Here is a 26,477-nt window from a genome sequence, read left to right as displayed (position 1 = left end):
CTGGTGCGATGGGCGCGACGGAGGTTCAAACGGCTCAGGTCGTTCAAAAGGGCCCAGCGATGGTGGAAAGACCTGGTGCAACGTCAACCAGGCATGTTCGCCCACTGGGCGTGGATGACCGAGTTCTAAACGGACTGGATGAGAAGAGCGGAGTGACGGGAGACTGTCACGCTCCGTTCTGTGGGAGCCCCGGGGTGAGACCCCCCGGGGCCACCCGGCGATTCCTTCGGTGCTCGTCCCGCGGCCGGTATGCGGCTAGACCTGTCGGCGCGTGATTGTATGCACCACCCGGCTTGAGAATCACGGATGCGTTCACATCGGCCCGGCCAAGCCCGGTGTCCAAGGACCCGGGGGAGCCGGGCATTACGGCCCTAGCAGGGCCAACGTCGAGCTGGTGGACTCGACTGCGGATTCGTTCAGCTGTATCGGGCCCTGCTGTGGTGGACGTCGAAAGTATCGGCAAGCGATAGGATTTTCGAGGTGGTTGGCGATACGGCAGCTGCGGGCGGCCGGTGGCTGTCGCGAGTTCGCCGACTGATCGAACCGGCACTGGTGGTGTCGACCGTCGGTCTGTTGGCCGCCGGTGGGATCGGCTGGTTGCTCGGTGAACGCGGCGTGGCCGAGGGCACCTGGATCGCGGGTACGGTACTGGCCGTCGTGCCGGCCTCGGTCTGGGTAGTGGCCGCGTTGCGCCGGGGCCGGATCGGCGTCGACGTCATCGCGGTGTTGTCACTGATCGGTACCCTGCTGGTGGGCGAATACGTGGCCGGCGCATTGATCGCGGTGATGCTGGCAAGTGGTCGTGCCCTCGATGCGGCCGCTGAACGCCGCGCGTCGCGCGACCTGCGGTCGCTGCTCGAGCGTGCGCCGCGGTTTGCGCGGCGACGTGCCGGCACGCAGGTGAGCGTTATTCCGTTGGCGGACGTGGTCGTCGACGACATTGTCGTCGTCGGCCCGGGCGAGGTGGTCCCCGTGGACGGGCGCATCGTCGACGTGGTGGCCGTCCTGGACGAGTCCGCGCTTACCGGCGAGCCGCTGCAGGTGGAACGTGCGGTCGGCGAACCGGTCCGCAGCGGTGTGGTCAACGCCGGCAGCGCTTTTGAGCTGCGCGCCACCGCAACCGCCGACGAGAGCACCTATGCCGGCATTGTCCGAATGGCGCAGCAGGCGGGTGCGGAGACCGCGCCGATCGTGCGGTTGGCCGACCGCTACGCGGCATGGTTCCTGCCGCTGTCGTTGCTGCTGGCCGCGGCTGCCTGGCTGGCGAGCGGGTCGGCCGTCCGCGCCGTGGCGGTTCTGGTGGTGGCAACCCCCTGTCCGCTGCTGCTGGCCGCGCCGGTGGCGATCGTCTCCGGCCTGTCCCGGGCATCCCGGGCGGGGGTGGTGATCCGCAGCGGAGTCGCGTTGGAAAACCTCGGGCACGCAACGACTTTGGTGATGGACAAAACCGGCACGCTGACGATGGGACGTCCTGCTGTGGTCGACGTGGTGGCCGCCCCCGGCCGGGACGCCACCGAGACGCTGCGGCTGGCCGCCTCGGTGGATCAGCTTTCCCCGCACGTCCTGGCCGAGGCCATTGTCACCGAAGCGCTCAGCCGGGGTCTGCGCTTGTCACTTCCCACCGATGTCGTCGAAGAGCCGGGCCGCGGTGTCACCGCCAACATCGACGGGCATCGCGTCACCGTCGGCAAGTCGGCCGCCGACGCCCTGACCGGCGCCTGGGTGCGAGCCGCGGTCAACCGGGCCCGGTTGGACAGCGCGGCGATCGCCTGGGTCTGCGTCGACGGTGACCTGGCCGGGGCGGTGTTGCTGCGCGACCCGTTGCGCCGGCAGGCGCCGCGCACCGTGCGCCGATTGCGCGAGGCCGGGCTGACCCGGCTGATCCTGCTCACCGGCGACCGGGCCGAACCGACGCGGGAGGTCGCCGCGATTCTGGGCCTGGACGAGGTCTACGCCGACCAGAGCCCGGCCGACAAGTTCGCCGCGGTGCGCGCCGAATCCGAACGCGCGGTGACGGTGATGGTCGGCGACGGCGTCAACGACGCCCCCGCGCTGGCGGCGGCCACGGTCGGGGTGGCGATGGGCGCCCGCGGAGCCACCGCGTCTTCGGAGGCCGCCGACATCGTCTTGACCACCGATCGGCTCGACCGGCTCGCCGATGCGATGGACATCGCGCGCTGGTCCCGGCGGATCGCCGTGCAGAGCGCGGTCGTCGGTATGAGCCTGTCACTGCTGGCCATGGCGATCGCGGCGCTGGGCTGGCTGCCGCCCGCGGCCGGTGCATTGTTGCAAGAGGGTATCGATATCGCGGTGATCGGCAACGCGCTGCGGGCGTTGCGCGGTAACCCGGACACCGAGCTGCACTTGGCCGCGGGTACCGAGCAGCTGCTGCACCGCTTCGCTGACGAACACGACCAGCTGCGTGACACCATCGGGCTGCTGCGCACCGCCGCCAACCGGGTGGTCGCCGGACCCGATGCCGCGGCGCTGGCATCGTTGGCCGCGGCGCATACCTTGCTGACCGAGCAGATCCTGCCGCACGAACAGGCGGAGGAGGCCCAGCTTTACCCGGCGCTGGCGCGCCCGCTGGGCAGCGGTGAAGCCACCGCCACCATGAGCCGCACCCATGCCGAAATCCAGCGGCTTTCCGATCGGATCGCGACCCACCTGGCGCTGGCGCAGTCGGCCGGGGCTATCCAGCACGACCAGGTCGATGACCTGCTGGCCTGCTTGTACGGCCTGTATGCGCTGTTGCGGCTGCACTTCGTGCAGGAAGAGGAAAGCTACTTCACCCTCGCCGAGGACGACGCCGGGGCCGGCCCGCCACCGCGGCCTACCGCCGCGCAAGCACACAAATCCTGATCACGGTTCGCCGGCGTGGCGCCGAGAGGACGTTCGCCGATTCGGCAATGGCACAAAGTCCTTCGCTACAGGGACGCCGTGCTCTCGTCCGGCCGATGTGATTGCGCGATCGTTGATACGACGAGCCCGCCGACCGAAAGGAATAACGGCTATGAATGCGCAATTTCCAGATGCCGGCACGGTCCGCACGGTCCTGACGCTGGCCTCTCGGGCGCCATCTGTGCACAACACGCAGCCGTGGTGGTGGCGGGTGGGGGAAGCTTCCCTGCATCTGTACGCCGACACGAGCCTGCAGTTGCCCAACACCGACCCGGAAGGGCGCGACCTGATCCTGAGTTGCGGTGCGGCACTGAACCACTGCGTCATCGCCCTGGCCGCGACGGGTTGGCAAGCCAAAGTGTGTAGGCTGCCCAATCCGGCGGATCCGAGTCATCTTGCCTCGATCGAAGTGTCTCGTCAGAACGCCGACCAGCTGGATATCATGCTGGCCGCGGCGATACCGCGGCGGCGAACCGATCGGCGGCACTACAGTTTCTGGCCGGTGCCGGTCAGCGACATTGCGTTGATGGCTGCGCGAGCCGCCCGCAACGGGGTGACGCTACACCAGGTCGACGCCATGGACAAGCTGAATGCCGTTGTAGCGAAATCGGTTTGGGACCACGAATCCGATGCCGACTCTCTCGCCGAGCTCACGGAGTGGAGCGGCCGGCACGCCTCGGCGGTCGGCGTTCCCGCCCGCAATACGCCCATCCCTGACCCCGCGGCGGCGATACCCAGCCGGCGTTTCGCCGGCCCGGCGCTGGCCATGCCGCCGGACGTCTCACCCGCCGACGACAACGCGGTGATGCTGGCCTTGGGGACGCGCACCGAGGACCGGCTGGCTCAGCTACGCGCCGGTGAGGCCACCAGCGTCGTGCTGTTGAGCGCGACGGCGATGGGACTGGCCAGTTGCCCGGTCACCGAACCGCTGGAAATCGCCGAAACACGTGCGGCGGTTCGTGCCGATGTCTTCGGCGATAGCCAGTATCCGCAGATGCTGCTGCGGGTGGGCTGGGCACCCATCAATGCCGATCCGTTGCCGTCGACGCCACGACGTGACCTCTCGGAGATCGTCGAGTGGATTGCCGACGGCGAGATATCTGTCAACGGATAGGCGTCCGATAACCAATGCCCGCAAGAAGTTTCAGGAAGTTGCGATGGAGACGTTCACGATAGACCCGCGCTGCTGGCGGATTGCCCGCTTGGTCGGTCGCAATCCGCTGCTTCGGCGCACCGACCGTCTCGAAGCCCTGCTGCTGCTGGTCGCTCTGGTCGCGTCGCTTTTCCTGATACCTGCCGCCGCTGTCGTGGGCGCCGGGGTCTTCGACGCCCGGGATCGCCAGTACGCCGCGCAGGCGCAGGCACGGCACCCGGTGACGGCCACGGTCACCGGTGCCACCCGTAACCCGAACTCCGGCGGGATTGTCGTGCACGTGCGCTGGCCGGCGGCGGCCGGTGAGCGCACCGGCTCGTTGGCGCACAGTGCTCCGCTCAGGGTGGGGCAGCGCGTCGAAATCTGGGTGGACCGGGACGGCGATCTGGTCAGGCCACCGACACCGAGGTGGCATGCGGGTGTGGACGCGGTCGTCACCTCGGTGCTGATCGTGCTGACATGCGGTGTCGCGATGGCGTCACTGGTCGCCTCGGTCCGCTCCCGGCTTGACCGGGCACGCGATGCCGGGTGGGAGCGTGACATCAGGTGCCTGCAGGACGACGGTGGTCGGAGGAATCGATATTGAACACCTATGCCGGGACAAGATTCAGATGCCGCAGCATTCGCCAGCGCTCGTGAAATAGGCTGATGACGTGTCGATGACCAGACATGGGGAAGACTCCGATGCTGTATTGCTGGACACCGTCGGGTTGCACCGCCTGGTCGAGGTACTGATTCAGCGGGGCTATCGCGTCATTGGTCCGACGTTGCGTGACAACGCGATTGTGCTCGCCGAACTCGACTCGGCCGACGATCTCCCGTGCGGCTGGGGCGTCGACGTGGCGCCGGGGCACTATCGGGTGCGCCGGCGCGACGACGACGCGCTGTTCGGGCATTCGGCCGGGCCGCAGTCGTGGAAACAGTTCCTGCACCCGCCGCGGCAGCGGTTGTGGGCCGGCACCCGGGACGGTTTCGGCGCCACCGAATCCGAGGATGTTCCGCGGTATGCGTTCCTCGGCGTGCGCGGCTGCGATCTGGCCGCGATCGGGACGCTCGACCGGGTGCTGGGCGGTGCGGCATATGCCGACAGCACCTTCGTCGGCCGCCGGCGGCGGGCTTTCGTGGTCGCGGTGAATTGCACCGAACCGGGCGGGTTGTGTTTCTGTGCCTCGATGGGCACCGGACCGGCGGTCGGCCCCGGTTACGACTTGGCGTTGACCGAGCGCGTCGGCACCGAGGGGGTGACCTACCTGGTGGACGTGGGCAGCCAAGACGGCGCCGACGTGCTTGCGGCGGTGCCGCACCGGCCGGCCGGCGGCGACGAAATCGATTGCGCGCGTGCCGATGTCGAGGCCGCGTCGCATCGGATGGGACGGCAGATGCCGGACACGGATCTGCGTGAGCTACTCGTCCGGTCGCGCGAGTCGCCGCAGTGGGAAGAGGTGGCCAGCCGCTGTCTGACCTGTGGCAACTGCACGATGGTGTGCCCGACCTGCTACTGCACCAGCACCGAAGACGTCACCGATCTGACCGGCGAGCACGCCGAACGCTGGCAGCACTGGGCGTCCTGCTACGAATTCGACTTCACCTATGTCCACGGCGGCGGCAGTGTGCGCCGATCCGGCGCGTCGCGGTACCGGCACTGGCTCACCCACAAACTGGGTACCTGGCACGACCAGTTCGACATGTCGGGCTGCGTCGGCTGCGGGCGATGCATCGCCTGGTGTCCCACCGGCATCGACATCACCGAGGAAATGAACAAGATGGCCCGCGATGACTGAGGGAGCTGACCGGGTGACCAGCACCGCGCCGTCGGCTGCGATGGCGCCGGTCCCGTACCGGGTGCGCAGCCGGGTGGTGGAAAGCCCGGATGCGGCGACGTTGTGTCTGGAGCCGCTCGATGCGGTACTTCCCGCGCCGCAGCCCGGTGAATTCATGATGCTCTACGCATTCGGCGTCGGCGAAGCGGCGATATCCATCAGCGGCGATCCCACCGTCACCGACGGCTCGATTACCCACACCATCCGCGCGGTCGGGGCGGTCAGCCGGGCCCTGCACGGTGCCCAGCCGGGCACCCTTATCGGTGTGCGCGGGCCGTTCGGCACCACCTGGGGACTCGACGAGGCGGCCGAACGGGATTTGGTGATGGTGGCCGGCGGTGTGGGACTGTGCCCGCTGCGTCCGGCAATCCTTGGCGCGTTGGCGAACCGCACCCGCTACGGCCGGCTGATGCTGGTCGTGGGTGCCCGCTCCAAGGCCGACTTTCTGTTCGCCGCACAACTGGAAAAGTGGGCGGACGACCCGCACATCGAACTCCACCTGACCGTCGACGTGCCCGTCCAGGACTGGCGCGGTGAAGTCGGTCTGGTGACCGAACCGTTGCGCCGGCTCGCGCTGCGGCCCGACCGCACCACCGCGTTCCTGTGCGGGCCCGAGCCCATGCTCCGGTTCGGGGCAGCCGCCCTGCTCGCCAAAGGCGTTGCGGCCCGCGATATTCGGGTATCGCTGGAGCGCAACATGCAGTGCGGTGTCGGTTGGTGCGGCCACTGCCAGCTGGGACCATTGCTGGTGTGCCGGGACGGACCGGTCGTCGGTTACGACGTCGCCGGCCCGCTACTACGGGTCAAGGAGCTGTAGATGAGTCCCAGTCTGGCGGTGTGGAAATTCGCCTCGTGTGACGGTTGCCAGCTGACCTTGCTCGACTGCGAGGACGAGCTGCTCACTCTTGCCGACCAGGTGCAGATCGCCACGTTCGCCGAGGCCTCCAGCGCGATGGTCGGCGGGCCGTACGACATATCCCTGGTCGAGGGCTCCGTCACCACCCGCCACGACGAGCAGCGCATCCGCGAGATCCGGGACCAGTCGAAGATACTGGTCACCATCGGCGCGTGCGCGACCGCCGGCGGAGTGCAGGCGCTGCGCAACTTCGCCGACGTCGGCGAGTTCACCTCGCTGGTCTATGCGAACCCGGAATACATTGACACCCTGGCGACTTCGACACCGGCGGCCGCGCATGTCAAGGTCGACTACCAGCTGCACGGCTGCCCGATCGACCGCGGACAGCTGCTGGACACCCTCGCCGCGCTGCTGGTCGGGCGCAAACCGCGGCTGCCGGCCAAGACGGTGTGCACCGAATGCAAACTGCGTGGGACGACGTGTGTCGTTGTCGCCGAAGGCATTCCGTGCCTGGGACCGGTCACCCACGCCGGCTGCGGCGCCTTGTGTCCCAGCCATCATCGCGGCTGCTACGGCTGTTTCGGTCCGTCCGCGGCACCGCAAACCGTCACGCTGATCCCGCTACTGCGCCGCGACGGGATGTCCGACGGGGATGTCGACCGGGTGTTCTCGACGTTCAACGTCACCGCGTTCGCCGCTGAACGAGCCAGCGTGCGGGGCGACCAGTGACCCCGCAAGACCGGACGCTCAGCGTCGGCACCCTGACCCGCGTCGAAGGGGAAGGGGCGCTGCACGTCACGCTGAAGGACGGCGCGCTGGACAGCGTGCAGCTCAACATCTACGAACCGCCAAGGTTTTTCGAAGCATTCCTGCGGGGGCGGGCCTACACCGAGCCGCCGGACCTGACCGCGCGGATCTGCGGCATCTGCCCGGTCGCCTATCAGGTCAGTGCCTGCAACGCGATCGAACAGGCCTGCAGCGTCGAGGTGGATCCGGAGCTCGTGGCACTGCGCCGGCTGTTGTACTGCGGCGAATGGATCCACAGCCACGTCCTGCATGTCTACCTGCTGCACGCGCCGGACTTCCTCGGCTGTCCGGACGTGATCGCCCTGGCCCGCGACCAGCGTGCGGCGGTCGAGCGCGGGCTGCGGCTGAAGAAGGCCGGCAACAAGCTGATGGACTTCATCGGCGGACGGTCGATACACCCCATCAACGTGCGCCTGGGCGGGTTCTACTCGGTGCCCGACCGGTCACAGCTGGCGCCGCTGGCCGAGCTGTTGCGCCGGGCGCTCGACGACGCGTCGGCGACGGTGGAGTGGGTGTCCGGGTTCGACTTTCCCGACCTCGAGCTCGACCACGAGATGCTGGCGTTGAGCCAGCCGGGTCAGTACGCGATCGAGAACGGCGCCATCGCCCGCAGCGCCGGCCCGTCGTTCCCGGTGGCCGATTTCACCGGGCACGTGCACGAGTCGCAGGTGCCGCATTCGACCGCGCTGCATGCCACCCTTGACGGTGGCCGCTACCTGACCGGGCCACTGGCGCGGTATTGCCTCAATTCGTCGGCGCTGTCGCCGATCGCCGCCGAGGCCGCCGCAGCGGCAGGACTGTCCGGTGAATGCCGAAATCCCTTCCGCAGCATCGTTGTTCGTGCCGTCGAGGTGGTCTACGCGATCGAGGAGGCGTTGCGCATCATCGACGGATACCAGCGGCCGTCACGACCATTCGTGGAGGTTCCGGTCCGTCCGGGGGTCGGGCACGGCGTCAGTGAGGCGCCCCGCGGCCTGCTGTACCACCGATACGAAATCGATGACGACGGGCTGATTTCGGCGGCGACGATCATCCCGCCCACCTCGCAGAACCAGGCGGCCATCGAGGACGACCTGGCTCGTGTGGTTTCGGCGAACCTCGCCCTCGATGATGCCGAGTTGACCACCCTGTGCGAACGGGTGATCCGCAACTACGACCCGTGTATCTCCTGCTCGGCGCATTTCCTGACGCTGACGGTGCAGCGCGGATGACCGCGGGTGCGGTTGTCGTCGTCGGGCTGGGCAATCGCTACCGCCGCGATGACGGCGTGGGCGTTGTCGCCGCCGCCGCGCTCGACGAACTGGGGTTGCCCGATATCCGGGTGGTGACCGACATTGTGGAGCCGATGGGCCTGCTGGAGGCGTGGTCGGGCGCTGGGCTGGCCATCGTGATCGATGCCGCGGTCGCGACGCCGCCCATGCCGGGCCGGGTAAGTCGTTGTTCCTTAAGCGATTTAGCTGCACATCAGGCAATGAGTTCGCACCGTGTCGATCTCGCCGCCACCTATGCACTCGGTAAGGTCCTTGACCGGATACCCGACAAGCTGGCGGTGCTCACCGTCGAAGTGGCCGACACCGGTCATGGCGTGGGTTTGACACCACAGGTGGCAGCCGCGGTGCCGGCGACGGTGCGCATGGCCGTCGATCTGGCCACGGCTGTGCACCACGGCGATGCCGAGGTACGCCCGTTGGTTGCCGGGCAAGAGGGTGACTGGTCACATCAGTCACACGGGTCACCCGGAGATGGGGGTGCCCGTTCTGCCCACCTGTGAGCGACAAATCGTTGCGCGCCTTGAGTTGTCGCTGAGTTGTCGCTCTGAGGCGGGCAAACCGCGTACCGGCCCCATCCGGGTGACGCGTGTGGTAGCTGTGATCGCCGTGGCCAAGGACACCGCCGGAACGATAACTGGACCAGCGCCCCGCGCGCAGTCGATCAGGGTTTGCCCTTCAATGAGGTTCTTGAGATACAGAGCCCGTAGGGGTATGTCAGCGCCGGCTGCAGCTCAACGGCGGGGCTGAAGTCCCCGCAGCGCGACGGCATGGTGCCGAGCTCACTGAGCCGGCTCTGACGGGCGCGGCACGTCGAACCGGAACCGCCGGCCGGTGACCAGGTCCGGAAGTATCCGCACATAGTGCTTTTTCTCGGTTGCGATCCAGGTCAAGAGCTGGGCGCGGTCGGCCTCCTCGATCTCCTCGTCGCTACGAAGTGAGCGTGCCCTGCCTTGGATGATCACGCTCCAGCCCTCGACGGCAGTGTGATCGTCGACTTCGAACAGCACCTGATTGTTCATCGCGGCGCTGACCAGCTTGGTGCCTTCCGCGGTGCGGAACAGGATGGTGCGGCGCTGGACGACGAAGTTCACCGGGAAGATCTGCGGACGGCCGTCCACGCTGGTGACCAGCCGCCCCAAGGTCACGCTTTTCAGCAGTTCCCAGCATTCGCTCACGGGCAGGATGGTGATCACTTCACCGGTTCCCGACATCAGCCAACCCCTCTCATCTGTTCGATCACCAGCACAGGCTATTGGAGTCGGCCTCGTAAAGCGGCGAGCGGGCCACCACCGTTCAAGCCGTTTTGGCCGCGTGCTTGTCGACGTAGTTCACCACGTCGGTGAGGGTGCGAAGCGACGCGTAGTCCGACTCGGGGATGTCGACGTGCATCCGTTTGTGGATCCCGAGAAGGAAGTTCAGCCAGTCCATGGAATCGAGGTCGACTTGATCGCGCAGCAGCACGTCGTCGCGGATGTCGTCGGCGTCGACTTCAGGCGCGATGGTGGTCAACACGGACAGCACCGCGTCACGAGTGTTCTGTTGGGTCGTCATGTGTGCATCACTTTTCCAAGAGGTCGGGTTGCTGGAGGAGTTCATTGATGGCGCTCAGGAACAGGGCGCCGCGGTGACCGTCGCTGGCCCGGTGGTCGGCGGCGAGGGTGCCCTGCACGGTGGAGACGACGCGAATGCCGCCGTCGATGACGCAGACCCGCTGGCTCGGCTTGCCGAAGCCGACGATGGCGACCTGCGGTGGGTAGATCACCCCGAAGACCGTGTCGACGCCCTGGTCGCCGAGGTTGGTCACCGTGATGGTCGGGTCCGACATCTCCGAGCTCCGCAACGAAAAGGAACGTGCCCGCGCCACCAGATCGGTGAGGTCGCCCATCAACTCGTCGAGCTTCTTGTCGGGAACGTCGTGGATGGCCGGCGCGACCAGGCCACCGCCGCGCAGCGAAATCCCCACGCCGACATGAATACCCGTCGCGGGCTGGAACCCGTCATCGCGCCAAAATCCGTTGAACTCGCGGTACCGTTGGGCGGCGAGGCCGACGGCCTTCAACAGCAAGACGGCCGGCAGCACCCGCTCGGTGATGGATCGCTGGGCGTTTCGCGCGGTCAGCCAGGTCAGCGACTTTTCCATGATGATTTCGTCGGCAAGGTAGTAGTGCGGAATCTCGCGCTTGGACCGGCTCATCGCCGCCGCGATGGATTTCCGCATCAGCGCGGCGCGGTCGGCCGCGGTCGGCTTGATGGGGACCTTGGCCTTCGGCTTTTCGGCCGGTTTGGCCGCCGCCGCATGCTCGACGTCGTTGATGGTGACCGCTGCCTGGGGACCGGTGCCGGTGACGGTGTCGAGATCGACGTGCAGCGACTGCGCCAGTCGGCGGGCGGCGGGGGAGACCCAGCGGCGATGCGGCGGCGGCCCGGGCGGGGCCACCGGCGCGTGCCCGGCACCCGACGGTGCCGGGGTGGCCGCTGCGCCGGCCGCGATCGGGGGCCGGGCCCGCTTGCGCGGTTGTTTGGTTGCGCGCTCACCCGGTTCCAGCAACGTGGCCAACGGGGTTCCCACTTCGACGGTTTCGCCCACCGGCACGAGCAACTCGTTGACGGTGCCCTCCTGCCAGCACTCGATTTCCACTGCGGCCTTGGTGGTTTCGATGATTGCCACGATCTGTCCGCGGGTCACCTGGTCGCCGGGTTTGACCAGCCATTCATTCAGGGTGCCCTCGTCCATGTCGGAACCGAGCGCGGGCATGGTGAACTCGATCATGATTGGTCACCGAACATGTCGTGGACCGCGGCGACGATCTTGGCGGGCTGCGGCAGCGCCGCCTCCTCCAAGTGTTTGGCATAGGGAATGGGAACTTCCGCGCTGCACACCCGCGCAACCGGTGCATCGAGGTCGTAGAACGCCCCCTCCATGATTTGCGCCGAGACTTCCCCTGCCAGACTGCCGCTGCGCCAGGCTTCGTCGATCACCACTGCGCGATGCGTCTTGCGGACCGATTCCAGGATGGTGTCGGTGTCCAGCGGTCGCAGCACCCGCAGATCGATGACCTCGCAGTCGATTCCGGCCAGCGACAACTCGTTCGCCGCGTCGAGCGCCTTGGCCAGGCAGCCGCCGTAGGCAATCAGCGTCACGTCGGTGCCGTTGCGGCGCACCGCCGCCCGACAGATATCGGTCGGCTTGAGCACATCGACATCTGCCGAAGTGTTGTAGAGCTGAACGTGCTCGAAAATGATCACCGGGTCGGGGTCGGCCAAGGCGGGGGCGAGCATGCCGTAGGCATCCTCGATGGTTGCCGGCGCCACCACCTTGATGCCCGGAATGTGGGCGTACCAAGGCTCGAGGCTATGTGAGTGTTGCGCGGCGAGCTGACGTCCGGCCCCGGTCGCCATCCGGACGACGATCGGCACCGAGAACTGCCCACCGGACATGTGTCGCAGCGCCGCAGCGGTATTGACGATCTGGTCCAGCGCCAGCAGGCTGAAGTTCACCGTCATGACTTCGATTATCGGGCGTAATCCGTTGAGGGCCGCCCCGATCCCGATACCGACGAAACCCAGCTCGGACAGCGGGGTGTCACGCACCCGGTCGGGGCCGAATTCCTCCAGCAGGCCCTTGGACGCGGCGTACGTGCCGCCGTAGCGTCCGACATCCTCGCCCATCAGCACGACGTGCGGGTCGTTGCTCAAGGCGTCGCGAATGCCGTCGTGAACCGCGGTCCGGTAGCTGGTCTTCATCGTGTCGGCTCCCAAGTCGATTCGTCGGTCGCGGTGCCGTCCCCGACCGGCGTCAGCACATCCCGCGCGAGGTCGGCCGGGTCTTCCCACGTCCCGGCTTCGGCGTAGGCCACCGCGGCCTCGATCTCGGCGGCGGCCCCATCTTCGATCTCCCGCACGTCGTCGTCGGTGATCGTGCCGTTGTCCAGGCACTGTTGGGTGAACAGCCGGATCGGGTCACGCTCACGCCACCGCTGGACTTCGGACTTGTCGCGGTACAGTTCCGGGTCGAACATCGAATGCGCGCGGAACCGGTAGGTACGGAACTCGATGAAGAACGGGCCGCCGGTGTTGCGGACGTGGTCGACGCCTTGTTGGGTGGCGTTGAGGCACGCCTCGACGTCCATCCCGTCCACGGCCAGCGTCGGAACCCGGTACGACGCCGCCTTGACGGTGAGGTCGGTCTGCGACTGCGCCCGGTCCAACGCGGTACCCATGGCGTAAAGGTTGTTCTCGCACAAGAACAACACCGGCAGATTCCACAGGGCGGCCATGTTCAACGACTCGTGAAAGGCGCCCTCGGCGACCGCGCCGTCGCCGAAGTAGCACGCGGTGACCCGGTTGCGCTTGAGCATCGCGTCGGCGAGCGCGACACCCACCGCCAGCGGCAGCCCGCCGGCCACGATCGCGTTGCCGCCGTAGAACCGCCTGGACTTGTCGAACAGGTGCATCGACCCGCCGCGGCCGCGCGAGCAGCCCTCCTGCTTGCCGAACATCTCGGCCATGATCGAGGTCATCGGGATGCCGCGCAGCAGCGCATGCGCATGCTCGCGATAGGTGGCCACCACCGCGTCGTCCTCGGCCAGGGCGCGCAGCGAGCCGGCGGCCACGGCCTCCTCTCCGACGTAGAGGTGCAGGAAACCCCGAATCTTGGCTGCGCTGTAGAGCTCTGCGCACTTTTCCTCCATCCGGCGCACCCGGACCATGTCCGCCAGCAGTTCCTGCGCCAGCTTCGTATCGGTCACTGCGACACCTCCTGGGGCTCCTGGGGCCGTTGAGCGGTCAAGTTCTCCACGGTGGACGTATCGCCTTCGGGCAGCCCGAGTTCGCGAGCCTTCAGCAGCCGCCGCATGATCTTGCCGCTGCTGGTGTGCGGCAACGAATCGACGAACTGAATCTCCTTGGGCGCCACGGCAGCTCCAAGCCGCTTGCGGGCGTGGCCCAGCAGCTGCAGCCGCAGGTCGTCGTCGGCGACGAAACCGTCCTTGAGGGTGACAAAGGCTTTGACCACTGCCCCGACGGTCGGATCCGGCTTTCCGATGACGGCCGCCTCGGCCACCGCCGGATGGTCGGTCAGCGCGCTTTCCACCTCGAACGGCCCGATCAGGTGGCCGGCGGATTTGATCACGTCGTCTTTGCGGCCGACGAACCAGAAGTAGCCGTCGGCATCCTTTTTGGCCAGATCGCCGGTGAGATAAAGCCCGTCGCTGAAGCACTTTCGATAGCGGTCCTCGGCGTGCAGATAACCGCGGAACATCGACGGCCAGCCCGGCTTGAGGGCCAGCTCACCCTCCACGTCGGGCTCCTCGATCACCGACGTGCTGCCGTCGTCGTTCTGGCGCACGATGTAGGCGTCCACGCCGGGCAACGGCCGACCCATCGAGCCGGGCTTGATGTCGAATGCCGGCGTGTTGGCGATCATGATCCCGCCGGTCTCGGTCTGCCACCAGTTGTCGTGAATTGGCAAGCCCAGCACCCGTTTTCCCCACCAGACCGCCTCGGGATTGAGTGGTTCACCCACACTGGCGATGAAACGCAGCTGCGGGAACCGGTATTGCGCCGGCAGCTCGGGCCCCGCCTTGATCAGCATCCTGATGCCGGTCGGTGCGGTGTACCAGACCGACACACTTTGGTCCTGCAGAATCCGGTACCACCGCTCGGCGTCGAACTCCGCTTCGTCGACGATGGAAGTCACCCCGTGCAGCAGCGGGCTGATGATGCCGTACGACGTTCCGGTGACCCACCCGGGATCGGCTGTGCACCAGTAGATGTCGTCGGGATGAAGATCGAGTGCGTACCGGCCGGTGACATAGTGCATCGCGACGGCGCCGTGAACATGGATGGCGCCTTTGGGGGTGCCGGTGGTGCCGCTGGTGAAGTGCAGCAGTGCCGGGTCCTCGGCGGTGGTGGGTTCGACCGGCGTGTTCTCCTCGGCTGCGTTCATCCAATCCCAGAAGTTGAGCGTTCCGGCTAGCTGCTCGCCCGTTTTGTCGTCGTCTACGACGAGCACGTGTCGTACCGACGTCAACCGGTCGCGGATCTTGGCGATTTTGCGTTGGTAGATCGCCTTCGTGGTGACCAGCACGTCGGCTTGCCCGATGGCGACTCTGGTGGCGATGGGCTCCGGCCCGAAAGCCGAGAACAACGGCGACACGATGCTGCCGTTGCGAAGCGCACCCAGCATCGTGATGTAGAGCTCGGGGATGCGGCCCATGATCGTGAACACGCGGTAGCCCTTGTCGATGCCCAGCGCGCGCAACACGCCGGTGAATCGCGCCGCGAGCCGGCTCAGCTCCGCATAGCTCAGATCCCGGGTGGACATCGCGCCGTCCCAGCTCTTGTCGGTGATGAACCGCAACGCGGTGTGGTTCGCGGCCGGGCCGGCCGCGTGCCGGACGTGTCGGTCCAGGGCGGCGTAGCCGATGTTGCAGCTGCCGTCGCCCATGCCCGCACACAGCGCCGGCACATCGGACCACTTGAACTGGGCGCGTGCCTGCTCGTAGTCGGTGAGATTGGGCAGAACGCGGTAGTCGTGGGGCGTTTTGTGAATGACATCCATCAATCGTCCTAACGATTCGACGCGGCTTATACCCAGCGCGAAGCCGTGGCCCCTTCATCGTTTTCGCGGGCCTGGCCACCCGATAGAGAAGAAAGTCATCAAGTCCATTGCCGGTTGTCCTTCGACTCGGAACTCAGCGGGCAGGGCAGGGCGGTGACGGCCCTTCAAGGTCCTTCAAGGCCCTTGAAGGTCCAATGGGCCGCCGCCCCGGGGACCAAGGACTCTGGCGCGGAATCCCGGCTGCGACGAAAGTCGAAGGCAGCTAACAAGGCAGGTGAATGCGATGACTCAAGCGACGGTCGACACCGGGGTAATCACGAAAGCCGTGGAGTTGGCGTGCCATGCTCCCTCGCTGCACAACAGCCAGCCGTGGCGGTGGTCGGCCGGCAGCACAGCCGTCGACTTGTTCCTCGATCCGCACCGATTGGTCACCGCGGCAGACAGCTCGGGTCGCGAAGCGGTGATCAGTTGCGGTGCCCTGCTCGATCACTTTCAGGTCGCCATGGCCGCCGCCGGCTGGAACGCAGCCGTCGACCAATTTCCCAACCCCAACGATCTGGACCACCTCGCCTCGATCGACTTCGCCCCGATGGACTATGTCACCCAACCCCGGCGTGACCGGGCCGAGGCGATATTGCTTCGCCGAACCGACCGGCGTCCGTTCCGGGCGCCCAACGAATGGGCGTCATTGGAATCCGTGCTGGGCAGCTCGTTCGAAAACGACGGGATCGAACTCGCGGTATTGGCCGACGAGGCGCGGCCCCGACTCGCCGAGGCATCGCGGCTCACCGAGGCCCTGCGCCGCTACGACGACTCATACCATCATGAATTAGCGTGGTGGACAGCACCTTCCAGGGAATCGGAAGGGATACCCGAAAGCGCGCTAGCGTCCGGGTCGGCGGCTCGGGCAGTGGCTGTGAATCGCCGGTTTCCCGCTGACTGGCATAGCGAGCGCAGTTCGGCCAGCAGGCCGGATCAAGCCAGAATCGTGGTGCTGTCGACGCCCGGGGACACGCGTGCCGACGCCCTCGATTGCGGCCGGGCGCTGTCGGCCGTATTGCTGGAGTGCACCCTTGCCGGTTTGGCGACCTGCCCGGTCACCCATCTCACCGAGATTGCAGCCAGCCGCGCCATCGTCGGCGATCTCACCGGCAGCCCGGCAGTACCTCAGGTGTTGATCCGGGTCGGTGTGGCACCTTCCGGCGAGGTTCCGCCGCCCACACCGCGGCGACCGTTGCGCGACGTGCTGGAGTTTCACCGCTGAACCATGGCGATCGGGCCCGGCTGGTCAGGCCGCACCGATTACCGATCACAGGTGACTTCCGGCCCTATGCGCCGGCCGAAAAGCGCCGAATCATTGGGCCAGCCCGGCGAATCGACGAAAGCCGCGTGCACACACAAAGGAAATACAAAGGAAATTGGTATGGGTTCTCCGCTGGGAAACGCCCCGCTATTGACAGATTCCGATCTCGATGCGCTGGCGGTGCAGTTCCTCAACTCGGCATATGCCGACCACAGCAAATATTCCGAGTGGCCGCTGGATCGGCGGATCGAGGGTTTTCTGCTTCACCGGGGACTTGTCCGTCTCGCCGAAGACGGCGACGCATATGGCCTGATCCTGGACCGTGTCATGGCCTACCTGGGGGCAGCCCATCGTCGAGGTCCCGGCACCGGCCCCAGAGCCGACCAACGGCCCCGCCGGCCCGGGACTTCGGTCCCTATCGGCGGCCGGGATTGACTGGTCGGATAGAAACCGCCATCACGACGAGTCGAAAAACAAGGAGATAATCATGACTTCTTTCTCCGTGCAGCGCCGGCCCAGGTCACTGTTCCCGGACTTTTCCGAACTGCTCGCCGGCTTTCCGTCGTTTGCCGGCCCGCGTGTCACAGTCGAAAGCCGGCTGATGCCGCTCGAGGACGAGTTGACGGACGGCCGCTATGAGGTGCGCGCCGAAATCCCGGGTGTCGACCCGGCAACGGACATCGACATCACCGTGCACGACGGGCGGCTGACCATCAAGGCCGAACGAACCGAGAAAAAAGAATTCGACGGCCGGTCGGAATTCTCCTACGGCTCATTCGTTCGAACCGTCGCGTTGCCGGCCGGCGCCGACGAAGACAGCATCGAGGCCACCTACAACAAGGGCATCCTCACCGTCTCCGTTGCCGTGTCGGACGCCAAACCCGCCGAGCGCCGGATTCCGATCCAGCGCGCGAACTGACTCAGCGCCGAACGCCATGACCAGCTCAGCGAAGACCACCCGGCACGCGCCGCGGCGGGTATTCCGCGACCGCGGCGAGGCCGGCCGGGTGCTGGCAAGTCTGTTGAGTGCCTACCGCGACCACGGGGACGTGATCGTGTTGGGCCTCGCGCGGGGTGGCATACCCGTCGCCTGGGAGGTGGCGGCGGCGCTGCACGCTCCGCTGGACGCCCTCATCGTCCGCAAGCTCGGCGTTCCCGGCCACGAAGAGTTTGCCCTGGGCGCACTGGCAAGCGGTGGCCGCGTCGTCGTCAACGACGATGTGGTGCGGGGGTTGCGGATCACGCCGCAGCAACTGCGCGACATCGCCGAGCGCGAAGGGCGCGAGTTGGTCCGCCGCGAGGCCATTTATCGCGCGGGCCGCCCGCCGCTCGACGTCGCCGGCAAGAGGGTGATCCTGGTCGACGATGGGTTGGCCACCGGCGCAAGCATGTTCGCGGCGGTGCAGGCGCTGCGCGAAGCCGAGCCCGAACAGATCGTGATTGCGGTTCCGGCCGCCCCGGAATCCACCTGCCGGGAGTTCGCCGGCGTCGTCGACGACGTCGTATGCGCCTCCATGCCCACCCCGTTTCTGGCGGTCGGCGAGTCGTTCTGGGACTTTCGCCAGGTCACCGACGAGGAGGTCCGCCGGCTGTTGGCCACCCCGACCTCGGGCATCTCGGTGATCAGACCCGCGGCGCCGACAGCCGCCGAGGTGATCAACAGCGTGGCCATCGACGCTCCCGGTGGCGTTCCACCATCTGAAACCCTGGAAGAGCTCATCGGCGACGCGCGGATCGTGTTGATCGGCGAAAGCTCGCACGGCACCCACGAGTTCTACGCGGCGCGGGCCGCCATCACGAAATGGCTGATCGAGGAGAAGGGCTTCTGCGCCGTTGCCGCCGAGGCGGACTGGCCCGACGCCTACCGGGTGAATCGGTACGTGCGCGGCCAGGGCGAGGACCGCAGCGCTGCGGCAGCGTTGAGCGGCTTCGAGCGCTTTCCGGCCTGGATGTGGCGCAACGTCGTGGTCCGCGACTTTGTCGACTGGCTGCGCGCGCGCAACCGGCGGCACCAATCGAATGGTCGACGGCAAGCCGGTTTCTATGGCCTGGATCTGTACAGCCTGCACCGCTCGACGCACGAAGTGATCAGCTTCCTCGAGAAGGTCGACCCCACCGCGGCGGCGCGGGCACGCGCCCGTTACGCGTGCTTTGACCACACCTCCGCCGACGACGGTCAGGCCTACGGATATGCGGCGGCATTCGGCGCCGGTCCCTCGTGCGAACGTCAAGCCATCGAGCAATTGGTCGACCTGCAGCGCCACCTGCTCAGCTATGCGCGCCGGGACGGAATGCTCGCCGAGGACGAAGCGTTCTACGCCCAACAAAATGCGCAGACGGTACGCAACGCGGAGGTGTACTACCGCGCGATGTTCAGCGGGCGGGTCACCTCATGGAATTTGCGCGATCAGCACATGGCACAGACCCTGGACGCGCTGCTGAAACACCTCGACCGCCACGACGATGTCCCGCCGGCCCGAATAGTGGTGTGGGCACACAATTCTCACGTCGGGGACGCGCGGGCCACCGAAGTATGGGCCGACGGACAGCTCACCCTCGGTCAACTTGTTCGACAACGATACGGCGACGAGTCGCGTCTGATCGGGCTGTGCACCTACTCCGGCACGGTGACCGCCGCCAGCGAATGGGGCGGCATCGCCGAACGCAAGGTGGTTCGACCCGCACTCAACGGAAGCATCGAGCAACTACTTCACGAGACCGGACGCAACGCCTTCCTGGTGTCACCGCAGATAACCCCGGAAGCCGCGGACCCGCTCAGTGTCGTGCGGCTGGGACGCGCCATCGGGGTGATCTACCTGCCTTCGACGGAACGGCAAAGCCACTACTTCCATGTCCGCCCCGCCGATCAGTTCGACGCGATGATCCACATCGACAAGACGCGCGCCCTCGAACCTCTCGAGACCACCAATTTGTGGATCGCCGGCGAGACACCGGAAACCTACCCGAGTGGCCTGTAGCCGCCGGTGCGAGCCGAGTCAACGGACATGAAAACGGCGGCCCAGCCAGCCGCGGCCGGACCGCGGATCGTCACGTTGACCATGAATCCGGCGCTCGACATCACGACCTGCGTCGACGTCGTCCGGCCGACCGAGAAACTGCGCTGCTCGGCAACCCGTTACGACCCGGGCGGCGGCGGGATCAACGTCGCCCGGATCGCGCAGGTCCTCGGCGGGTCGGTGTTTGCGGTGTTTCCCGCGGGCGGATCGCACGGCGGGCTTCTGGTGCGGCTGCTCAGCGAGGAGAGATTGCCGTGTGCACACATCCCGATCGCCGCGTCGACGCGGGAAAGCTTCACCGTCAACGAGACCAGCACCGGGCGGCAGTACCGGTTCGTGCTTCCGGGACCTCAACTGACATCGGCGGACCAGCAGCGATGTCTTCAGGAATTGCGGTTTGCCGCGCGTTCCGCCGAATTCGTGGTGGCTAGCGGCAGTCTGCCGCCGGGGGTACCCGCTGATTACTACCAGCGGGTTGCCGATGTCTGCGGCCAGCTCGGTGCCAGGTTCGTGCTGGACACCTCCGGTGGCGGCCTGCGGCACATCTCCCGCGGGGTCTTCCTGCTCAAGGCAAGCGTGCGAGAACTCCAGGAGTGCGCCGGACGGGAGCTGGTCACCGAGTCCGCGCAATTCGGTGCCGCACACGAGCTGATCGACCGCGGTCTTGCGCAAGCCGTGGTGGTGTCGCTGGGATCGCACGGCGCGCTGCTGGCCACACGCGACACCAGTGAGCGGTTTTCGGCGGTTCCGATGGGACACGGAAGCGGCGTCGGGGCCGGCGACGCCATGGTTGCCGCGATCACGGTCGGCCGGTGCCGCGGCTGGTCGCTGGCCGAGTCGGTTCGGTTGGGGATTGCGGCGGGAGCGGCAATGCTGCTGACACCTGGTACGGCGGCTTGCGAGCGCGCGGATGTGGAGAGGTTGTTCGAACAGGTTGGCCAACCTTCGGAAGTCACCGACGTGGCCGCCGGCGCGATGTGACCCTGAGGGTGCGACGTGGGATGCTCGGCAGAACCCGCCGGGGACGAACGACATTCCAGGTAAGGCCGAACGGCCCCTGCCCACGGAGCCAATTTCGCAATAGCCTGACATTGAGCGGGTCGAAGTAGTCAGGAGCCGAGATGTCGCAGCCGGACCCGAAGTCGGTGGTCGTGGCCGTCAATGGCTCACAAGCCGCGGTTAACGCTGCCAAGTGGGCGATCGAAGAGGCAGGGGGCCGGCAGCTGCCGCTTCGCCTGGTGTATGTCATTCCCGCCCCTGATGTGCAGGGCGGGTCGGCGCAGAACTCCGAGTGGGAGCTCGAACGCGCCGAGCGGGCGCTGTACCAGGCGGACGGGGCCATCCAGGGCGAAGGACGACCGGTCGAGACCGAAACCGCAATCCGATCCGGCGATCCGGCACAGGTGTTGATCGGTGAATCGCAGGACGCCGCGCTGATCTGCGTCGGCACCGCGCGGCGGGGCAGGGCGGCCGACGGGTTGTTGGGTCCGACCGCTGCCGCGTTGGTCACGGGCGCACACTGCCCGGTCGCGATAGTGCGGACCAATCCCGACGGCTCGCCGACCAAGCTGGGTGTGATCGCCGTCGTCCTCAACGACGAAGCCGACAACGACGAAGTCGTGCACCAGGCGATGGAGGAAGGGCGGCGCCGGCATGCCACGGTGCGCCAGATCGATCGCCGGCTCAACAGCTGGGTCCGCCGCTATCCGGACGTGCCCGTCCAAATCGTTGCCGCGGGCACCGGCGCGAAGGCCGCCGAGCGCCACGGCAGCGCGATCGACCTGGCCGTTGTCGGCGAGACCGACGCCGAGCAGCTCCCGGAACTGGCCACTCTCAATTGCCATCCGATTCTGGGCTATCCCGACTGCTCGATCCTGGTGGTTCGTCACTGAAATCGGGCCCGAGGGCGCGCCGGGGCATTTTCGGTCAGTTGCGGTGCGAAGTGCGACAAACCCACGATTTTCTTGCCGCGCCAACCGGTTTGGGCTCGAGCCGGTGAGTGGAAAACGCTTCGATCGTCTCGCCTCGGGCAGCGGTAGCGGCGCGACGCCGGGGTGACGGGTACGCGCCGAACGTGTCCAGGTCGGCATGCAGGGCGCAGGGTGTACGAGGGACACGAAAGAGATGCCCACCGACATCGCTATCCAACATCGGCAATAGTGGTCAATAGTGGGGAATGGTTGGGAGTTAGTGCGGTCGGGTGAAAGGACTCGCAATGGTTAGGGTTTTCTTGGTCGATGACCATGAAGTAGTCCGTCGCGGACTGACCGATCTGCTCGCATCCGACCCTGACCTCGAGATCGTCGGCGAAGCGGGCTCGGTGTCCGAAGCGATGGCGAAGATCCCGGCGTTGAAGCCGGATGTCGCCGTGCTCGACGTGCGCCTGCCCGACGGCAACGGCATCGAATTGTGCCGTGACCTGCTGTCCGATCAGCCCGAATTGCGGTGTCTGATGCTGACGTCGTTCACCTCCGATGAAGCGATGCTGGAGGCGATTCTGGCCGGCGCCAGCGGCTTCGTCGTCAAAGACATCAAGGGTATGGAGCTAGCCCGGGCGATCAAGGATGTCGGCGCCGGCAAATCGCTGCTGGACAACAGGGCGGCCGCAGCGCTGATGGCAAAGCTGCGGGGCGGGGCGGAGCATCACGATCCGCTGTCCGGATTGACCGAGCAGGAGCGGACGCTGCTGGGACACCTCAGTGAGGGATTGACCAACCGGCAGATCGCCGCCCGGATGTTTCTGGCCGAGAAGACCGTGAAGAACTACGTGTCGCGCCTGCTGGCCAAACTCGGCATGGAACGGCGAACCCAGGCAGCGGTGTTCGCCTCGAAGTTGGGCCAAGGGTCTGCGCCGCCAGCGCCCGGCGACTGACGCGTCCTGCAACGCGCCGGCCGGAATCATTTGCTGGACAGCGCCGCCGGCCAACCGTTGGCCGGCGGTCGATGGCTGCCCGGCCGCGAGGTGGTTAAGCTGGTCAGCGGCATCCGGGTGTTGCCGGCGCAGCACCGGCTGTCGTAAGCCGGAAGGCGTGGAAGGTTTCAAATCAGGTGGCCAGTGACGAAAGCGGCTCACCATTTGCGGGGTTGGGTCAGCCCGGATTAGTGGGCAGGATGCACGCGCAGCTCGACGAGCTGCTGGCGGCGCGCGACCAAATGGAGCAGTTGCTGCGGGTGATCGTCGAGATCGGATCTGATCTCGACCTCGACGGAACTCTGCGGCGGATCGTCGCCGCAGCCAGGAAGTTGTCCTCGGCCCCCTACGGCGCCCTGGCGGTCCGTGATCCCGAGGGAACGTTGCTCTCGTTCATCCACGAGGGGATAGATGCCGAGATGGCGCGACGGATCGGGCATCTGCCGGTCGGCAAGGGAGTGCTGGGTGTCTCGCTCGTCGAAACGCCGGCGCTGCGCCTGGATGATCTGACCGCGCACCCGGCCGCTTGCGGCTTCCCCGAGCACCATCCACCCATGCGCGCTTTTCTTGGCGTCCCGATCATGATCCGCGGAAGGGCATTCGGCCACCTCTACCTCACCCATGTCGACCCAGACCGGGTTTTCTCCGAATCCGATGAGTTCGCGGCGCGTGCGCTGGCGTTCGCGGCCGGGGTCGCCATCGACAATGCGCAGGTATTCGAGCGCGAGCGCACGGCGGTGAAGTGGATGGAGGCCAGCCGCGAGATCACGACCGCACTGTTGACCAGCGCCGAACCGCAACGCCGTCCGTTGCGGTTGATCGCGGAAAAGGCATGCGCGCTAACCGACGCCGAACAGGCGATTGTGCTGATTCCGATCGATGCCGACCAGCCGGCTGAGGAGATCGACACGCTGGTTGTTTCCGCCGCGGTAGGGCGGCATGCCGCCGAGGTCGTCGGCCAGCGGGTCCCGGTGGACGGCTCGACCACGGGCACCGTTTTTCGGTCCGGCCAACCGCTGATCACCGAGGCGTTCAACCACCGGATTCCCGCGTTCACCGACGTCGCACAGCGCTCCGCGATTCTGATGCCACTTCGCGCCCACGACCACGTCGCCGGGGTGATCGCCATTGCCCGCGGCGCCGACAAGCCGCCCTTCGACGCCAGCTATGTGGATTTGGTGCGCGATTTCGCCACCCACGCCACGATCGCGCTGATGCTCGCCTCCGGCCGTGAGGATGCGCGGCAGCTGACCATCCTGGCTGAACGCGAGCGCATCGCTCATGACCTGCATGACCACGTCATCCAGCGGCTATTCGCCACCGGGATGGATCTGCAGGGCACGCTGGCCCGGGCGCGTTCACCCGAGGTGATCGGCCGGCTCAGTCGCACGCTCGATGATCTGCAGACCATCATCGAGGAGATCCGCACCGCCATCTTCCAGCTGAAGGCTCCGCTGGAGCGCGACGGCGGCTTCCGGCACCGCATTCAGGCAGCGGTTGCCGACCTGACCGAGCATCGTGACATCGTCACTACCGTGCACATCGATGGCCCGATGGCCGCCGTCGGCGGCGAACTGGCCGATCACGCCGAAGCGGTCACCATCGAGGCCGTCAGCAACGCCCTGCGCCACTCGGGCGCCACCCTGCTGATCGTCGAGGTCGGCGTCGCCGACATGTTCAGCCTCGACATCGTCGACAACGGGTGTGGCTTGCCCGCCGACATTTCACGTCGCAGCGGCCTGGCCAACATGAAGCACCGGGCCGAACAACTCGGCGGCAGCTGCGAGATCAGCAGTCCGTCCGACGGCGGCACCCGGGTCCACTGGACCGCTCCGCTGGGCGACGACTGACGACGGCTGGTTGGCGGGTGGCGTTGTCACGTCACGGTCGGCCCGCCGCTATTCCGGAGCCGTCACTTCGGCACCACGAGCACCGAATGCCCATCGCGGCGTGGCATGTGGAATGTCACCGGTCCGACCATCCGCGCGACGTCGCCGGCGTCGTCGCTGCCCACGACGGCCAATTGGATCGGTTCCTCGGTCCTGCCGAGAAATTCGGCGACCCCGTGCCGAGCGGCTGCCGGTTGGACGTGGAGGTCGCGGTACTGACCAACCCAGCGGTCGAGCCGGTGATTCAGCTGCTCGTAGCGAATCTCACCCAAGCCCCACCGCCACACACCCAGCGCCAGAATCGGCGCCCCGCGAAGGTGCGCTTCCCGGAAGCCCTGCTCGAGTACCGCGTCGTTGGCAGGTGAATCGTCGACGACAACAGCGATCCAGGCCGAATCCGACACGACGTCGTTATGGCCGGTGCGGATGACCGCTGTCGGGCAGTGAGCCTTTCGCGCCACCGCCTCGGCGGTCGAGCCCAGCAGCTTGCGAGCGACCCGCCCTATCCCCACCGACCCCACGCAAACCATTGCCGCCGAACGTGATTCGTCGATCAGGGTGCCGCCGGGTGATCCGTAGACAATCTCGGTCTCGACTTTGACTGCCTCGTCCACGGCATGCAGTGCGGCGGCGGCGCCGTGGAGGGCCATTTCGGCGTATTCGACGTCCAGGCTGTCGTCCCCGGCGGGCGCATCGGCGCTACGGGGGATCGCATGGATCAACCTGAGCGGGATGTCGCGGCTGACCGCCTCGGTAACTGCCCACTTGGCGGCGTTGATCGCGGCGTCCGACCCGTCGATACCCACAACGATTCGCGATTGCGGATGATTCATCGCATCCTCCCGATCAGACGGCCCGCCCGACACCGGCCAACCCCTCACTCTGCGAGGTTATTGCGCATCGCCGGTTGTCGGCAGGGTCGTTTGGCCCCTCCTCGCGAGGCGTTCGTCCCTGGTGGAGCGGCGAAGGTCTGACGGCCACCCGGTTGGGGACTTAAGCCTCACGACCTACGGCGGCGCCGCTACTACCGTTGTGGTGCTGAGGGAGAAGGGAATGTCGGCAACCATGAAACGTCTTGGCATCGTCGTCGGCGTCGACGGATCGGCCGCATCGAATGCGGCAGTGTCGTGGGCAGCACAGGACGCCGCGCTGCGCCATCTTCCACTGACCTTGGTTCACATGGTGAATGCGGCCGTGCCGATGTGGCCCGAGATGCCGATGTCGATGGGCATGGCCGCGTGGCAGGAAGAAGACGGCCGCCAGGTCCTCGAACAGGCGGTCAAGATCGCCGAGCAGGCCGTGCAGGCCCACCGGGAGATCACGATCCACAGCGAGCTGAGATGGTCGCCGCCGGTGCCCACGCTGGTAGAGCTGTCCGCCGAAGCAGAGTTGGTGGTGGTGGGCAGCTACGGGCGGGCAGCGGTGGCCCGGGCGGTCTTGGGCTCGGTCGGTTCGGCGCTGCTGCGCCGCGCGAACTGTCCGGTGGCGGTCGTCCGAGACCAAGACCCGGCCGCCGATCCAACGCATCTTGCTCATCTCCAGCAAGCGCCCGTCGTGGTCGGAATCGATGGCTCGCCGGTCTCGGAGCTGGCGACGGCCGTTGCCTTCGACGAGGCGTCGCGCCGCGGTGTGGAGTTGAAGGCGGTGCACGCCTGGAGCGACCTGGAAGTGGTTGACCTGCCGGGTTTGGACTGGTCGACCGTCAAGGCCGAAGCGGAGCAGACCGTGGCCGAACGCCTGGCCGGCTGGCAGGAGCGGTATCCCGACGTCACGGTTCATCGGCTCGTGGTGTGCGACCGGCCGGCCCGCGAGCTGATCGACCAAGCGCAAACCGCCCAACTCGTCGTGCTGGGCAGCCACGGCCGAGGGGGATTCACCGGCATGCTGCTGGGTTCGGTCAGCAATGCGGTGGTTCACTCGGTTCGGACACCGGTGATCGTGGCTCGTCCGTCCTGAGCCGTTCTGGCCGCAGCGCCGAGATGTCCGC

At 66.8% G+C, this 26,477-nt stretch carries 24 protein-coding genes; 17 read left to right on the top strand and 7 right to left on the bottom strand.

All coding sequences use genetic code 11. The annotated features are described in order from the left end of the window. The first annotated feature begins 480 nt into the window (after positions 1-480). The 8 genes from EET03_RS17260 (at position 481) to EET03_RS17225 (ending at position 9,308) form a co-directional block, all read left to right on the top strand. Entirely contained in the window at positions 481-2,862 is a 2,382-nt protein-coding gene (locus EET03_RS17260) for a heavy metal translocating P-type ATPase (RefSeq protein ID WP_099193618.1), read from the top strand. 151 nt (positions 2,863-3,013) lie between these two features. Further along, a complete protein-coding gene (locus tag EET03_RS17255; RefSeq protein ID WP_099193617.1) occupies positions 3,014-4,015 on the top strand; it encodes an Acg family FMN-binding oxidoreductase in 1,002 nt (333 codons plus the stop codon). A gap of 43 nt (positions 4,016-4,058) precedes the next feature. Then, the gene (locus tag EET03_RS17250; RefSeq protein ID WP_075543510.1) at positions 4,059-4,640 is read left to right on the top strand and encodes an Rv1733c family protein; all 582 of its coding nucleotides are present in this window, start codon (positions 4,059-4,061) and stop codon (positions 4,638-4,640) included. A 73-nt stretch (positions 4,641-4,713) separates the two neighbouring features. Then, positions 4,714-5,835: a 4Fe-4S dicluster domain-containing protein gene (locus EET03_RS17245; RefSeq protein ID WP_075543509.1), complete on the top strand. Its 1,122-nt coding sequence runs from the start codon at positions 4,714-4,716 to the stop codon at positions 5,833-5,835. Further along, on the top strand, positions 5,828-6,691 hold the full coding sequence (locus EET03_RS17240) for an FAD/NAD(P)-binding protein (RefSeq protein WP_075543508.1): 864 nt from the start codon (positions 5,828-5,830) through the stop codon (positions 6,689-6,691). The genes EET03_RS17245 and EET03_RS17240 overlap by 8 nt, the downstream gene beginning before the upstream one ends. Then, complete coding sequence (locus EET03_RS17235) at positions 6,692-7,459, top strand: NADH-quinone oxidoreductase subunit B family protein (RefSeq protein WP_075543507.1); 768 nt, start codon at positions 6,692-6,694, stop codon at positions 7,457-7,459. It abuts the gene before it with no gap. Beyond that, positions 7,456-8,748 carry a Ni/Fe hydrogenase subunit alpha gene (locus tag EET03_RS17230; protein WP_075543506.1) on the top strand — a complete coding sequence of 431 codons (1,293 nt, stop codon included), beginning with the start codon at positions 7,456-7,458 and terminating at the stop codon, positions 8,746-8,748. Before EET03_RS17235 ends, EET03_RS17230 begins: the two co-directional genes overlap by 4 nt. Then, positions 8,745-9,308, top strand: a complete 564-nt coding sequence (locus EET03_RS17225) for a hydrogenase maturation protease (protein WP_075543505.1) — start codon at positions 8,745-8,747, stop codon at positions 9,306-9,308. Before EET03_RS17230 ends, EET03_RS17225 begins: the two co-directional genes overlap by 4 nt. 279 nt (positions 9,309-9,587) lie before the next feature. Here the strand turns inward: EET03_RS17225 and EET03_RS17220 are convergent, their stop codons facing one another. From EET03_RS17220 to acsA, 6 genes are all read right to left on the bottom strand, one after another. Continuing rightward, entirely contained in the window at positions 9,588-10,019 is a 432-nt protein-coding gene (locus tag EET03_RS17220; RefSeq protein WP_063471674.1) for a pyridoxamine 5'-phosphate oxidase family protein, read from the bottom strand. Between the two features lie 82 nt (positions 10,020-10,101). After that, positions 10,102-10,359 carry an acyl carrier protein gene (locus EET03_RS17215; protein WP_023365419.1) on the bottom strand — a complete coding sequence of 86 codons (258 nt, stop codon included), beginning with the start codon at positions 10,357-10,359 and terminating at the stop codon, positions 10,102-10,104. Positions 10,360-10,366: 7 nt separating this feature from the next. Further along, positions 10,367-11,578 carry a dihydrolipoamide acetyltransferase family protein gene (locus tag EET03_RS17210; protein WP_075543504.1) on the bottom strand — a complete coding sequence of 404 codons (1,212 nt, stop codon included), beginning with the start codon at positions 11,576-11,578 and terminating at the stop codon, positions 10,367-10,369. Further along, positions 11,575-12,552: an alpha-ketoacid dehydrogenase subunit beta gene (locus EET03_RS17205; protein ID WP_075543503.1), complete on the bottom strand. Its 978-nt coding sequence runs from the start codon at positions 12,550-12,552 to the stop codon at positions 11,575-11,577. Before EET03_RS17205 ends, EET03_RS17210 begins: the two co-directional genes overlap by 4 nt. Continuing rightward, complete coding sequence (gene pdhA, locus EET03_RS17200; RefSeq protein WP_075543502.1) at positions 12,549-13,556, bottom strand: pyruvate dehydrogenase (acetyl-transferring) E1 component subunit alpha; 1,008 nt, start codon at positions 13,554-13,556, stop codon at positions 12,549-12,551. The genes EET03_RS17205 and pdhA overlap by 4 nt, the downstream gene beginning before the upstream one ends. Next, on the bottom strand, positions 13,553-15,370 hold the full coding sequence (acsA, locus tag EET03_RS17195; RefSeq protein WP_075543501.1) for an acetate--CoA ligase: 1,818 nt from the start codon (positions 15,368-15,370) through the stop codon (positions 13,553-13,555). The genes pdhA and acsA overlap by 4 nt, the downstream gene beginning before the upstream one ends. A 283-nt stretch (positions 15,371-15,653) precedes the next feature. On the opposite strand from acsA, the gene EET03_RS17190 reads away from it, so the two are divergent. The 8 genes from EET03_RS17190 to EET03_RS17155 all read left to right on the top strand — a co-directional run bounded on the left by EET03_RS17190 (position 15,654) and on the right by EET03_RS17155 (position 24,451). After that, positions 15,654-16,634: an Acg family FMN-binding oxidoreductase gene (locus tag EET03_RS17190; RefSeq protein ID WP_075543500.1), complete on the top strand. Its 981-nt coding sequence runs from the start codon at positions 15,654-15,656 to the stop codon at positions 16,632-16,634. A gap of 159 nt (positions 16,635-16,793) precedes the next feature. Then, entirely contained in the window at positions 16,794-17,108 is a 315-nt protein-coding gene (locus EET03_RS17185) for a hypothetical protein (protein WP_244232413.1), read from the top strand. Positions 17,109-17,160: 52 nt separating this feature from the next. Then, complete coding sequence (locus tag EET03_RS17180) at positions 17,161-17,592, top strand: Hsp20/alpha crystallin family protein (protein WP_075543499.1); 432 nt, start codon at positions 17,161-17,163, stop codon at positions 17,590-17,592. Positions 17,593-17,608: 16 nt separating this feature from the next. Further along, positions 17,609-19,651 (top strand): erythromycin esterase family protein, encoded by a 2,043-nt coding sequence (locus tag EET03_RS17175; RefSeq protein WP_099193616.1) that lies wholly within the window; start codon positions 17,609-17,611, stop codon positions 19,649-19,651. 27 nt (positions 19,652-19,678) lie between these two features. Further along, positions 19,679-20,671, top strand: coding sequence for a 1-phosphofructokinase family hexose kinase (locus tag EET03_RS17170; RefSeq protein WP_075543497.1), 993 nt, complete (start codon positions 19,679-19,681; stop codon positions 20,669-20,671). A gap of 140 nt (positions 20,672-20,811) precedes the next feature. Continuing rightward, a complete protein-coding gene (locus EET03_RS17165) occupies positions 20,812-21,582 on the top strand; it encodes a universal stress protein (protein WP_075543496.1) in 771 nt (256 codons plus the stop codon). 323 nt (positions 21,583-21,905) lie between these two features. After that, positions 21,906-22,562: a hypoxia response regulator transcription factor DosR/DevR gene (gene dosR / locus EET03_RS17160; RefSeq protein WP_075543495.1), complete on the top strand. Its 657-nt coding sequence runs from the start codon at positions 21,906-21,908 to the stop codon at positions 22,560-22,562. A 239-nt stretch (positions 22,563-22,801) separates the two neighbouring features. Then, positions 22,802-24,451, top strand: a complete 1,650-nt coding sequence (locus EET03_RS17155; RefSeq protein ID WP_208649077.1) for a GAF domain-containing sensor histidine kinase — start codon at positions 22,802-22,804, stop codon at positions 24,449-24,451. Between the two features lie 62 nt (positions 24,452-24,513). On the opposite strand, the gene EET03_RS17150 is transcribed toward EET03_RS17155, so the two are convergent. Continuing rightward, on the bottom strand, positions 24,514-25,323 hold the full coding sequence (locus tag EET03_RS17150) for a universal stress protein (RefSeq protein ID WP_075543493.1): 810 nt from the start codon (positions 25,321-25,323) through the stop codon (positions 24,514-24,516). Positions 25,324-25,543: 220 nt separating this feature from the next. Between EET03_RS17150 and EET03_RS17145 the strand changes: the two genes are divergently transcribed. Then, on the top strand, positions 25,544-26,446 hold the full coding sequence (locus tag EET03_RS17145) for a universal stress protein (protein WP_075543492.1): 903 nt from the start codon (positions 25,544-25,546) through the stop codon (positions 26,444-26,446). Positions 26,447-26,477: the final 31 nt, after the last annotated feature.

It is taken from the genome of Mycobacterium innocens, from assembly GCF_900566055.1.
GTDB lineage: Bacteria > Actinomycetota > Actinomycetes > Mycobacteriales > Mycobacteriaceae > Mycobacterium > Mycobacterium innocens.
This window is presented reverse-complemented; position numbering and strand designations above follow the sequence as displayed.